We start from the raw sequence: 11,051 nt of genomic DNA, 5'->3' as shown, positions 1-11,051 counted from the left end.
CGACCTCGGCGACCGCGGTGACTACCGGGCCGTGGCCCGGCAGTACTGGGGAGGCCAGGTACGCGTCGTCGCGATCCCCCTCTCCGGCGTCCAGGCTGGCGGATCCCCGGCGCGCCCATGCTGCTGATCTTCGGCATCATCGGGCGGCTCGGAATCGGCATGACCCCGCTGGCGCTGCTCCTGGTCGTCGAGCAGGTGACCGGGCGCTACTCGCTGGCCGCCATCGCCGGCGGCATCTACGCCCTCGCCGGCGCCGCGCTCAGCCCGGTGGCCGGACGGATCGCCGACCGGGTCGGCCCCAGCCCCGTCCTGCTGCTCACCGCCGTGGCCCACCCGCTGGCACTCATCGGGCTGCTGCTGGCCAGCCGCTCCGGCGACGACGCGCTCCCCGTCATCTACCTCGCCGCAGGGGTTGCCGGTGCCACCTACCCGCCGCTCAGCGCCGCCATCCGAGGCGCCTGGAACGACCTGACCGGCCCCAACTCCGGCCGATACCACCTGCGCAACACCGCGCTGGCCGCCGAGACCACACTGTTCGAAATCGTCTTCGTCCTCGGCCCACTGCTCGTCGCCGGCTTCGTCCTCGTCGCCGACGCGGCGGCCGCGCTGATCGGTGCGGCAGTGGTCACCCTGGTCGGCACGACCACCGTGGCCCTCGGGCAGGTCATGCGCGGCTGGCGTCCGCACCCGCAGGAACACCACGCGCGCGGCCTCGGCCCGCTACGGGTCGCCGGCTTCCCGGCCCTGCTGATCTGCGTCGCCGGCCTCGGCATCGCCTTCGGGGCCGCCGGTGTGATCGTGCCGGCGTTCGCGAGCGACCACGCCACCGGCGACCCGGAGAGCCTCGCCGGCGTCCTGCTCGCCGTCTGGGGGGTCGGCAGCGCCACCGGTGGGATCTGGTTCGGCGTCCGCAAGCCGGCACCGAACATGACCCGACAGTTCGCCCTGCTGCTCGCCGCGGTGGCCGCCACCTTCGCCGTGTTCGCGGTGATGCCCACCCCGCTCGCGCTGGGTGTCGCGCTGGTTGTCGGCGGGGCCGCCATCGCGCCCGCGCTGACCCTGGAGAACACCCTGGTCGGCCGGATCGCCCCGACCGGGATGTTGAACGAGGCGTACACCTGGGTGGTCACCGTCGCTGTGGCGTCGAGCGCCGCCGGCGGCTCGGTGGCCGGCGTGATCGTCGACCACGCCGGTGGCGTCCGCTGGGCGTTCCTGTTCGCCGGGGCTGCGGTCGCCGTCGGGGCCGCGGTCGCCGCACTACCCGCCGGGCCCATCGCCCGCGCGGAAACCACTGCGGTACGCGCCGAACACCCCGTCCCCGTCTGACCTGCCGTCGTCAGGCTGGTCGGCCCGCGTCCTGATCGGCCCGCGTCCTGGTCGGCCCGCGTCGTGGTCGGGTTGCCCTTGATCGACTCGGGTTCCTGAAAGTCGCGGTGTCCCATCCGCCCGGACGCCCCGACTTTCAGGAAGCCGAGTCGATCTCAGCTGGACGCCCTGTGGCCGGGGACCGGATCGCTGTGGATAGCCGTCAGCGGTAGTTGTTGAACTGGAGGGCGACGCCGAAGTCCTCGCCCTTGAGCAGCGAGATGACCGCCTGGAGGTCGTCCCTCTTCTTGCCGGTGACCCGCAGTTGGTCGCCCTGAATCTGCGCCTGCACGCCCTTGGGGCCCTCTTCGCGGATCTTCTTGCTGATGGCCTTGGCCTTGTCCGTCTCGATACCCTGGATCACCTTGCAGTCGATCTTGAAGATCTTGCCCGACGGGCGCGGCTCCCCAGCATCCAGCGACTTCAGCGAGATGTTCCGCTTGACGAGCTTCTCCTTGAACACGTCCAGTGCGGCGCGGACGCGCTCCTCGGTCTCCGCCTGAAGGCCGATCGCCTCCTCGCCAGACCAGGAGATCTCAGCGCCGGTGCCGCGGAAGTCGAACCGCGTCGCAAGCTCCTTCTCCGCCTGACGAAGGGCGTTGTCGACCTCCTGACGGTCAACCTTGCTCACGATGTCGAACGACGGGTTCGCTGCCATGATTCTGCTCCTGCTGTCCGGCGGTCTGGGCCTGCCGTCGGCCGCCGACCAGCGGCACGACCCCCTGACCGTACCCGGTTGCGTAGGTGCCGGGGGGAGCCGCTATCCTTGCTTCCGCCGCCGCGTTACGACGCGGTGGGGTGCCCTGGCGGGTTGCCCGAGCGGCCAATGGGAGCGGACTGTAAATCCGTCGCGAAAGCTTCAGAGGTTCGAATCCTCTACCCGCCACCAGGTGCAGACACGGCCCCTGACCAGCAGAGATGCTGATCGGGGGCCGTTGTCGTTGATCTGGGCGAGTCCGGCTCAGTCCAGCCGGTGACGACTGGTTGTGGGCGGATGGTGGGCAGGTCGAAGGATCGTTCTCGAGTGCTGTCCGCAGCGTGCCCCGGCATCCCGTGGGGACACCGCCGCTCCCTCATCTCCGCCGCGATACGTCGCTGGCGTCGCAACCAGGGAGCGCTGGCTGACTGCGGGTGACACCTGGGGCATCGCGCCGTCATGTTCGCCTTGGTCGAGCTGATGTCGTATCGGGTAGCTGCCGAGACGGGCGTCCACCGACGAGGGCCACCGCGAGCGGCCTAAGAAGAGGGCGAAGAAGTCGGACCGGCCAGCGTCAATTTTCGGGGCGTGGGTGACGCCTACGCAACTCCCAGGAGACGCCGCAGGGCCGCTAGCTGTGTTTGGTAGGCCCGAACCATGTTGCGTGCTGCCGATTTTCGGTTCACGCAGGCCATCCGATTGTCATGAGACTCGTAGAGAGTGCAGTCTGCCTCTAACGCTTCCCTGAATTGAAGCTGAACCAGGACAGCTTCGCGCTCCCGCTGATCAAGTAGCTGCTCGGCATGGATATTGCGGCTGTCCGGTCCGTGGTGCTGCACGCCTGCGTCCCCTGCCCGGCTGGGACGGTCGGATGGTGGCGTAGCGGAACCCAACGCCAAGGCGACGGCCCCGGCCAAGCCGGCGGCTCCGATACTGAATAGCCCAGCGATCTTTGCTGCGCTGCGGGATCCGCTGGCATTGATGCCTGCGCTGGCCACGGTGGCGTTAGCTGTGATCATGGCGCTGACCTCGGTTGCACGAGCGGCGATGAACGCCGCCTGAACCTCAGGGCTCACGGCGCGCTTCTTTCGCCGACTCATTCTGCTCCTCCGGCCCACAAGCCTCCCACATTCAGGCGCTGGTGCGGGTGGACGCGCGGGCGTGTCGAGCATCAGGGCGACGGGGCGGGGGAGCCCTTCGTAAGCCCTGCGCTGAGCAGCCTGCGGGCGATGATCCTCCAAGACGGCGGCGCAAGGACTGCCTCTTGGCGCTTTCGGCGTGCCGGCCAGCACGGCCCCCCACGTCAAAAGGCGAGCCAGCGGTCAGCGCGGGTGGTAGACGACCGCTCTGACACCCGAGACAGTGCGGATCGAGGCGGCGATGCGGCCACGGTCATCGAGGCCGACGAACTCGCCGTACATGCTGATCCCGGCGAGGCTCAGGTCGTGCAGAACGCCGCGTCGCCACAGCGCCGGGCGGGAGATTCCGTCGCTGGCCGCGGAGGTGGCCAGGATCTCGCCGCGGTTGTTGATCGCCCGCAGTTCGGTGGTGTTGCCGCCGAGAGTGCCGACGTCCAGGGCTCGGCCGTGCCGCCAGAGGATGCCGCGCGGGAACTGGTCAGCCGAGAACTGCCAGCCGATCACCCAGCCGCGGTCGTTGAGGGCGTAGGTGTTGCTGCGGTTGAAGGGGCCGGCGCCGAGGTCGGTGACCCGGCCGCTGTGCCATCGGACGGCGTGGAAGCCGTCCGGTGGCAGGTACACCCCACCTGAGACCTGGCCGTGTTCGTTGATGTCGGACACCTCGGTGAGAGGCAGGGACCGGGCATGGCCGTTCGTCCACAAAACGGGGCCTTCGTCGGTGCGGCCGACAACCTGGCCGCGGTTGTTGATCGCCAGGGGTAGGGCGGACGGACCCAGCGGCTGCACCACACCGTGGTCCCAGACGTACCCGCCGGAGCCGTCGGCGGGGTAGCCGACGACCTGCCCGCGGTCGTTGACGTCGGTCGGGGTGAAGGCACCGAGATCGGTCATCCGGCCGTGGCGCCAGAGGAATCCGCGGTAGCTGCCGTCGGTGGCTTGGGCGCGGCCAACCACGTCGCCGCGGTTGTTCATGGCGCTGACGAAGCTGTTGTCGCCGCCGAGGGAGCCGAGCTCCACCAGGCGGTAGCCGGGTGCCGGGGCGGGAGTTGCGGCGGACACGGTTGGTGCCGCCGTCAAGGCGGCCGCGAGGAAAGCTGCGCCGAGGATGGATGGCATGGGACGGCTCCCTTCGGAGCGTTGCCGGGCGAACCCTGTGCACAGGCTAGGCGGATCCCGTCGCTCGGCCAGAGTGCCGTCACATGGCCGACTGCCCGCCGTCCTGCCCACTAGTGGAACCGTTGTTCGGTGACGCACCGGTGGGCGGTCCCACTCGCGAGTCCCTTGTCGACACCGTGGCGCTGTACTGGCTGACCGGTACCGGCATCCTGCCCGCCCGGTGGTAGTGGGGGCAGGAGCGGTTTCAAGCAGCGGCCCAGGCGGCCGGTCAGACTCCGTCACCGGTCACGGTGCCGGTCGGCTTCACCACGTTCCCCGGCGAGATCTGGGCCGCTCCGCGGAGCAGTGCCGAGGCTGCCTACCCCGGAATTGCGTACGTCAATGAGGCTGACCGCGGTGGGCACTTCGCGTCCTGCGCTGCCATCCTCAGCGGCCGTGGGCCGGACGTGACCGGCCTGCCCGCCGCGAGTGGGTGTCGCCGAGGGCGGTTCACAGGGTGGCGGCGGCGCTGGGGTTGCATAGATGATTGCGGTTTGCCGCATGAGGCGTCACAATCTGCTTCGGGAAAGTCACGCATGATCGGGGCGTTCAGCCCGCAAGGCGAGCCTCGTACGACTGGCCGGTACAGCAGGTCGAGGTCCGGTAGGAGTGCTAAGCCGCATAGGAGTTGTTAGCGGAGCTTGTCGTTTCTTGAGGGACGGCGATCGGTCGGACGGTAAGACGATCTGGCCAGACGTGGTGGGTGGACAGGCCGACCGGTTCGTAATTCCCCGTCCGCAGCCCGGGGCCGTCGTGGAACTTTCCCCCCTGCCACCGCTGTGGCACCATCGGGGAACGCAGTTTTCTGACACCCTTGGTGGTAGGAGTTTCCGATGTCTGGTCTAACGCGTGGCCGGCTGCTCGGTCTGATCGTGGCGATGGGTCTTGTCGTGTCCGCTGTCGGGGGCGTTGTCGTCAGCAGTGAGATGCAGGCGACAGGGGTTGAGTGGGGTGCTCCGGTCAGCAGCAGTGGCACGGGAGCCGTTGTCAACGAGCGTTGATGTCGGCGCGCTTCAGCGCCACCGATGAGGGGACACGAGCGTGCCGGGCAACAACGTCCCCCGCCGTTCAACGGAACGTGCCTGGCTGATCACCGGCCCCCTGGCTTCTCTCGCTATCCTCATCACCACATTCCTGGCCGTTACTGAAACCGTAAAACCCCGCGACCTTCTGGTTGCGGGGTTGCTCGTGCTTGTGATGGTGGTGGCCGGCGTACCGACTCTGAGCTTCGTCGTCCGACGTCAGGCCGTCGTGGTCACCCTCACCGAGATCCCGTTGGTGCTGGGGCTGTACTGGCTCTCACCGGTGCTCGTGGTCCTGATCGCGACGATCGCCGCGGTGGTCACTCAGGCTCACCGTCGCTACCTGCCCCCCAAGTTCTGGTTCAACGTCGCCCGGGATGCCGCCGGCGTGTCGGTGGCGGGCGTGGTCGTGGTGGCGGCGCCGCCGCTCGACGGGGTTGGGCCCGCCACCTGGGGGGTCCTGTTTCTCGCGGTCAGCGCGAACACGCTGATCAGCCTGGCCTCGGTCGTCGGCGTGATCAGCCTGTTGCAGGGCTGGCAGGGGCTGCGGGGCACGACGGCGATGGCCGTGCAGGTCTTCCTCACCACCGCGCTGAACGTGGCGGTGGGGCTGCTCATCCTGATCGCGCTGGTGACGACACTGTGGTCGACGTTGCTCCTGGTGGCCATCACCGTCGCCGGCGTCATGCTCTACCGCGCGTACTCCCGGTTCCTTCGTCAGCACCGCACCCTCGGCGACATGTACGAGTTGACCCGGGCGATGACCAGCGCCGGCCACGAGGGGGCGCTCGCGGACGTGCTGCTCGATCGGATCCGCACCCTCATGCAGGCCGAGTACGCGACCCTCTGGCTTCCGGCGCAGCGCCGGCATCCGGAGGTGCTGCTGACCGCACGGCTGGACGACCGGGGGCTGCTCGACGTGGCGCCCACCCCGGTGGTGATTCGTGAGCGGGCTTTCGAGGCGGGCCACAACGTCACCCTCGGGCGACTGCTGGGCGGCGATGCGGAGTTGCGTCGCGCGATCGCCGGCCGTCAGGTGAAGGACGTCATCGTCGTGCCGCTGCGGTCGGGGAAGGTGGTGATCGGCACGTTGGAGGTGGTCAACCGCCTCAGCGACGTCGGCCACTTCACCAAGGCCGATGTGCCCGTGCTGGAGACGGTGGCGGCGCACGCGGCCGTCGCGTTGGAGAATTCGCGACTGGTCGACCGGCTGCGGCACGACGCGTACCACGACACGTTGACCGGGCTGCCGAACCGGCGGCGCATCACCGGCGCTCTTGACGAATCGGTCAAGATCGGCGCGCCGGACGAGGTGGTGGCGCTGCTGCTCTTCGACGTGGACGGGCTGCGCCAGGTCAACGAGTCGCTGGGGCACGCGGCCGGGGACAAGGTCCTCACCGAGGTCGCCAATCGGTTGCGGGCCAGCGCGCCGTCGTCGGCTCTGGTTGGCCGTGCCGGTGGGGACGAGTTCCTGGTGACGCTGCGGCTGGAGAGCGCCGAGGCCGCGGTCGAGTTGGCTGCCCAACTGCGCGACCAGATCCGCGACGAGATGGTCTTCGACGCGCTCACCCTCGACGTGGACACCGCCGTCGGGGTGGCCGTACACCCGGATCATGGCAGCGACGCGGCGACCCTGCTGCTTCGGGTCGACCTCGCCGCCACCGCGGCCAAGTCGGTGCCGGGTAGCGTGCAGCTGTTCAATCCCGCGCTGGAGTCCCGTTCACTGCGCCGGTTGGGTCTGGCCGGCGATCTGCGCCGAGCACTGGACCAGGACGAGCTGGAGGTCTACTTCCAGCCCAAGGTGACTCTGCGGGACCGGCGCCTGGTGGGTGTGGAGTGTCTGGCCCGCTGGGAGCACCCGGCGCACGGCACTGTCGCGCCCGAGGACTTCGTGGCGGTGGCCGAGCACACCGGCCAGCTGAGCCGGCTCACCGAGGTGGTGCTCCGGGAGGGCCTTCGGCGCAGCCGGGACTGGGCGCTGGCCGACCAGCCGCTGCCCATCGCGGTCAACCTCTCGGCCCGTACGCTCATCGACCGACACTTCCCGGATCGGGTCCAGGAGTTATTGACCGAGTACAAGGTGCCGGCGCAGCGCCTCACCCTGGAGATCACCGAGTCGGGGGTGCTGGACGGCACGGACCGGCCCATCCCCACCCTGCAACGGCTGCGGGATCTCGGCGTACGACTGTCGGTGGACGACTTCGGCACCGGTGACTCGTCCCTGGCGCACCTGCGCCGGCTGCCGGTGCACGAGGTGAAGGTGGACCGCTCCTTCGTGCAGGGCATGGCGACCGACCCGGGGGACCTGGCGATCGTCAACGCGGTCGTCACCCTCTCCCAGCAGTTCGGCCTGACGGTGGTGGCCGAGGGGGTGGAGAGCGAGCTGACCCTGGAGCTTCTCCAGGACATCGGCTGCGAGATCGGGCAGGGTTTCCTGTTCAGCCGGCCACTGCCGTACGAGCGGTTGGCTGCCTGGTTCGGCGCCCAGGTCGAGCCGGAGACGACCTCGAACGGAGAGCTTCCGCGCCTGCGTGTCGTGCCCTGAGCAGGGCGCGGACGATCACCGGGGATCCGATTTCACCTGTCGAGCCGGGCCGTGTACTCTTACTCCTGCGCGCCCCACGGGGAGATCGCGCAGGCCCCCTTAGCTCAGTCGGCAGAGCGTCTCCATGGTAAGGAGAAGGTCTACGGTTCGATTCCGTAAGGGGGCTCGAGGGTTCAGCTGGACCCATCGCAGCGGTGTAGCTCAGATGGTAGAGCAAGCGGCTCATAATCGCTGTGTCGCCGGTTCAAGTCCGGCCACCGCTACTCTCGTCTTCCGGGCTCGTTGCCGGTGGTCGTAAGAATGGGCGCTTCCGGCGCCCACTTTGCATGTCCGCGCTGTCAGCGTCTAGGCTGGCGCGTCGTAGTTGTTTCCGTTAGCGAGGAAGGCACTCCGCCGTGGCGAAGGCTACCGATGTCCGGCCGAAGATCACTTTGGCGTGTGTGGAGTGCAAGGAGCGCAACTACATCACGCGCAAGAACCGGCGCAACGACCCCGACCGCATCGAGCTGAAGAAGTTCTGCCCGCGCGACGGTCGGCACACGGTCCACCGCGAGACCCGCTGACTGCTGGCCGGCCTCAGGGCCGGCCGTTGTCGAAGCTTTCCAATCGCCGATCTGACCGGTTTGGTGCGGCTCCGCCGCCGTCTACCGATCAGGTCGGCGATTGGGCTTTCCGTGTAGGTTCGCGGCATGCCTCTGGACCCTTCCTTCGTCGGCCGGACGTATCCGCCGACCGCCCCCTACCAGGTGGGCCGAGAAAAGATCCGCGAGTTCGCCAGCGCCATCGGCGCCACCGACCCGGCCCACCACGACCCGGAGGCCGCGCGGGCGCTGGGCCACGCCGACGTGGTGGCCCCGCCGACCTTCCCGGTGATCGTGACGATGGCCGCGAGCAGCCAGATCATCGAGGACCCGGCCCTGGGTGTCGACTACAGCCGCCTGGTGCACGGTGACCAGCGGTTCGCGTACACCCGGCCGGTGGTCGCCGGCGACGAGCTGGTCTGCACCAACACCATCGAGGACGTCAGCACCAGGGGTGGGCACGGCTTCCTGACCACGCGCACCGACGTGAGCACCGTCGGCGGGGAGCCGGTGGTGGCGGTCTGGGCCAGGTATGTCATTCGCGGGGAGGCGTGAGATGGAGTTGCCAGCACAGACGTTTCAGGTGACCCGCGCGGACCTGGTCCGCTACGCCGGCGCCTCGGGCGACTTCAACCCGATCCACTGGAGCGACCGGGTCGCCACCACTGTGGGTCTGCCCGGGGTGATCGCCCACGGCATGTTCACCATGGCCCTGGTCGGGCGGGCGGTCACCGAGTGGGCTGGGTCCCCGGACGCGGTGGTCGAGTACGGCGTGCGTTTCACCCGGCCCGTGGTGGTCCCCGACGACGACCAGGGGACCGAGATCGAGGTGACGGCGCGGGTCCGCGAGGTGACCGAGGACGGTCTCACCCGGCTCGAGGTGACCGCCACCTGCCTGGGTGAGAAGGTGCTGTCGCAGGCGCGGGCAACCATCCGGACGGCAGGCTGAACCGAGCCCGCCACGCGTGGCGGAGAGACCGGTTGGGAAAGTCGGGCGGCTACCCGTACACTGGTCCGCCGTGGGGCAAGTGACCCCTGCTCGGTCGTCTGTGGCCGCGTGGGGCGAGTGTTGCCACATAGGGGTGTAGCTCAATTGGCAGAGCAGCGGTCTCCAAAACCGCAGGCTGCAGGTTCAAGTCCTGTCACCCCTGCGCCTCAGGCCTGACCGTTCCCGTGGGTCGCGCCGCCACCTGGCGGCGTCCGGCCCGTGGTGGTGGCATCGGCGGGGTGGCTCCGAGGCAATCGGGGCCCTCCGGGTGATCCACCGGCCGCGGCCCGTCGCGGGACGGTTGGGTCCGGCCGGCGTGACCAGCGCCGCGTGCGCCACTCGGCGTACGACCCCAGATTCCGCGACGGAGGGCGAAGTGGCCGACAACAAGCGGCGCGACGACGACGGCGACGATCGTCTGGACGACGAGGTCGTCGACGACGTGGCCGACGACGACGCCTCCGGCGCGGACGAGCCGGTTTCCCGGGGAGGCACCGCCACGCGGTCCCGTGCCCGGGCGGAGTCGGCGGACAGCCGGCCGACCACGCGGTCGGAAACGGGTCGGGTGGGCGTCTTCGGCCGCATCGCCCGGTTCTTCCGCGAGGTCGTAGCTGAACTGCGTAAGGTCATCTGGCCGACCCGCAAGGAGTTGCTGACCTACACCGCCGTGGTGGTGGCGTTCGTCGCGGTGATGCTGACGATCGTGGGTGTGCTGGACTTCGGCTTCGCCAAGGTCGTGTTGTTTGTCTTTGGCAACTCGGACTGACCGGCTGCCTCCAGCCATAGTGACGGAAGTGAGCGAGCGTGCCTGAGTACGACGAGACCGCCGGACCGGTGGACGAGCAGTCCACGGTCGCGACGGCGGCTGGTGACGAGTCGGTCGAGGCCGCCAGCGAGCCGGAGTTCCCTACGACCGAGCCCGCACCGGACGAGGACTACGACCCCGTCGCGGAGCTGAGGCAGAAGCTTCGCTACGCGCCGGGTGACTGGTACGTGGTGCACTCGTACGCCGGCTACGAGAACAAGGTCAAGACCAACCTCGAGACCCGGATCACGAGCCTCGACATGGAGGACTTCATCTACCAGGTCGAGGTGCCGACCCGGGAAGAGGTCGAGGTCAAGAACGGTAAGCGTTCGCAGATCCAGGCCAAGGTCTTCCCGGGTTACATCCTGGTCCGGATGGAGCTGACCGCCGAGTCGTACTCCTGCGTCCGGAACACCCCGGGTGTGACCGGCTTCGTCGGCGCGACCGACCGGGCCGACCGGCCCGCTCCGCTCTCGCTCGACGAGGTGCTGAAGTGGCTGGCGCCGGCTGTCGAGACCGAGCAGAAGAAGTCGAAGCCGGAGATCAAGGTCCTCGACTTCGAGGTGGGCGATTCCGTCACCGTCACCGACGGCGCGTTCGCGTCGCTGCCGGCCACGATCAGCGAGATCAACGCCGACCAGCAGAAGCTCAAGGTGCTGGTGTCGATCTTCGGTCGTGAGACTCCGGTGGAGCTCAACTTCAACCACCGGTCTGGACTCGATGGTGGTGGGCGAGGCGCAGATCCTCGGCCAGC

11 protein-coding genes and 4 tRNA genes are annotated in these 11,051 nt (G+C 68.9%); 12 read left to right on the top strand and 3 right to left on the bottom strand.

The annotated features are described in order from the left end of the window. The first annotated feature begins 117 nt into the window (after positions 1-117). Positions 118-1,326: an MFS transporter gene (locus ABZ749_RS18635; RefSeq protein ID WP_357229323.1), complete on the top strand. Its 1,209-nt coding sequence runs from the start codon at positions 118-120 to the stop codon at positions 1,324-1,326. Positions 1,327-1,528: 202 nt separating this feature from the next. Here the strand turns inward: ABZ749_RS18635 and ABZ749_RS18630 are convergent, their stop codons facing one another. Continuing rightward, a complete protein-coding gene (locus tag ABZ749_RS18630) occupies positions 1,529-2,023 on the bottom strand; it encodes a YajQ family cyclic di-GMP-binding protein (RefSeq protein ID WP_091402478.1) in 495 nt (164 codons plus the stop codon). Positions 2,024-2,170: 147 nt separating this feature from the next. On the opposite strand from ABZ749_RS18630, the gene ABZ749_RS18625 reads away from it, so the two are divergent. Further along, positions 2,171-2,254: transfer RNA gene (locus tag ABZ749_RS18625), tRNA-Tyr, on the top strand. A 407-nt stretch (positions 2,255-2,661) separates the two neighbouring features. Here the strand turns inward: ABZ749_RS18625 and ABZ749_RS18620 are convergent. Continuing rightward, a complete protein-coding gene (locus tag ABZ749_RS18620) occupies positions 2,662-3,138 on the bottom strand; it encodes a hypothetical protein (RefSeq protein WP_357229320.1) in 477 nt (158 codons plus the stop codon). A gap of 246 nt (positions 3,139-3,384) precedes the next feature. Beyond that, complete coding sequence (locus ABZ749_RS18615) at positions 3,385-4,317, bottom strand: hypothetical protein (RefSeq protein ID WP_357229317.1); 933 nt, start codon at positions 4,315-4,317, stop codon at positions 3,385-3,387. An 872-nt stretch (positions 4,318-5,189) separates the two neighbouring features. On the opposite strand from ABZ749_RS18615, the gene ABZ749_RS18610 reads away from it, so the two are divergent. From ABZ749_RS18610 to nusG, 10 genes are all read left to right on the top strand, one after another. Continuing rightward, positions 5,190-5,357 (top strand): hypothetical protein, encoded by a 168-nt coding sequence (locus ABZ749_RS18610; protein WP_357229314.1) that lies wholly within the window; start codon positions 5,190-5,192, stop codon positions 5,355-5,357. Positions 5,358-5,397: 40 nt separating this feature from the next. Then, positions 5,398-7,923, top strand: a complete 2,526-nt coding sequence (locus ABZ749_RS18605) for a bifunctional diguanylate cyclase/phosphodiesterase (RefSeq protein ID WP_357229312.1) — start codon at positions 5,398-5,400, stop codon at positions 7,921-7,923. A gap of 93 nt (positions 7,924-8,016) precedes the next feature. Continuing rightward, positions 8,017-8,089, top strand: a tRNA-Thr gene (locus ABZ749_RS18600). A 24-nt stretch (positions 8,090-8,113) separates the two neighbouring features. Then, a tRNA-Met gene (locus ABZ749_RS18595) sits at positions 8,114-8,186 on the top strand. Between the two features lie 132 nt (positions 8,187-8,318). Then, positions 8,319-8,486 carry a 50S ribosomal protein L33 gene (gene rpmG, locus ABZ749_RS18590; protein ID WP_007073056.1) on the top strand — a complete coding sequence of 56 codons (168 nt, stop codon included), beginning with the start codon at positions 8,319-8,321 and terminating at the stop codon, positions 8,484-8,486. A 126-nt stretch (positions 8,487-8,612) separates the two neighbouring features. Continuing rightward, a complete protein-coding gene (locus ABZ749_RS18585) occupies positions 8,613-9,059 on the top strand; it encodes a MaoC family dehydratase N-terminal domain-containing protein (RefSeq protein ID WP_238667525.1) in 447 nt (148 codons plus the stop codon). Position 9,060: 1 nt separating this feature from the next. Further along, the gene (locus tag ABZ749_RS18580) at positions 9,061-9,453 is read left to right on the top strand and encodes a MaoC family dehydratase (RefSeq protein WP_357200927.1); all 393 of its coding nucleotides are present in this window, start codon (positions 9,061-9,063) and stop codon (positions 9,451-9,453) included. Between the two features lie 129 nt (positions 9,454-9,582). Further along, positions 9,583-9,655, top strand: a tRNA-Trp gene (locus ABZ749_RS18575). A gap of 213 nt (positions 9,656-9,868) precedes the next feature. Then, a complete protein-coding gene (secE, locus tag ABZ749_RS18570) occupies positions 9,869-10,258 on the top strand; it encodes a preprotein translocase subunit SecE (protein WP_091403530.1) in 390 nt (129 codons plus the stop codon). 38 nt (positions 10,259-10,296) lie between these two features. Next, positions 10,297-11,051: transcription termination/antitermination protein NusG (gene nusG, locus ABZ749_RS18565; protein ID WP_357229310.1), on the top strand; the 755-nt coding region annotated here is incomplete at its 3' end.

Origin of the sequence: Micromonospora sp. NPDC047753 (genome assembly GCF_040642735.1) — a bacterium.
Lineage (GTDB): Bacteria > Actinomycetota > Actinomycetes > Mycobacteriales > Micromonosporaceae > Micromonospora.
This window is presented reverse-complemented; position numbering and strand designations above follow the sequence as displayed.

Excerpts from the sequence above, each read along its gene's own strand:
- ABZ749_RS18635 (WP_357229323.1), top strand. The coding sequence starts at position 118 with ATGCTGCTGATCTTCGGCATCATCGGGCGGCTCGGAATCGGCATGACC.
- ABZ749_RS18630 (WP_091402478.1), bottom strand. The coding sequence starts at position 2,023 with ATGGCAGCGAACCCGTCGTTCGACATCGTGAGCAAGGTTGACCGTCAG.
- ABZ749_RS18615 (WP_357229317.1), bottom strand. The coding sequence starts at position 4,317 with ATGCCATCCATCCTCGGCGCAGCTTTCCTCGCGGCCGCCTTGACGGCG.
- ABZ749_RS18610 (WP_357229314.1), top strand. The coding sequence starts at position 5,190 with ATGTCTGGTCTAACGCGTGGCCGGCTGCTCGGTCTGATCGTGGCGATG.
- ABZ749_RS18585 (WP_238667525.1), top strand. The coding sequence starts at position 8,613 with ATGCCTCTGGACCCTTCCTTCGTCGGCCGGACGTATCCGCCGACCGCC.
- ABZ749_RS18580 (WP_357200927.1), top strand. The coding sequence starts at position 9,061 with ATGGAGTTGCCAGCACAGACGTTTCAGGTGACCCGCGCGGACCTGGTC.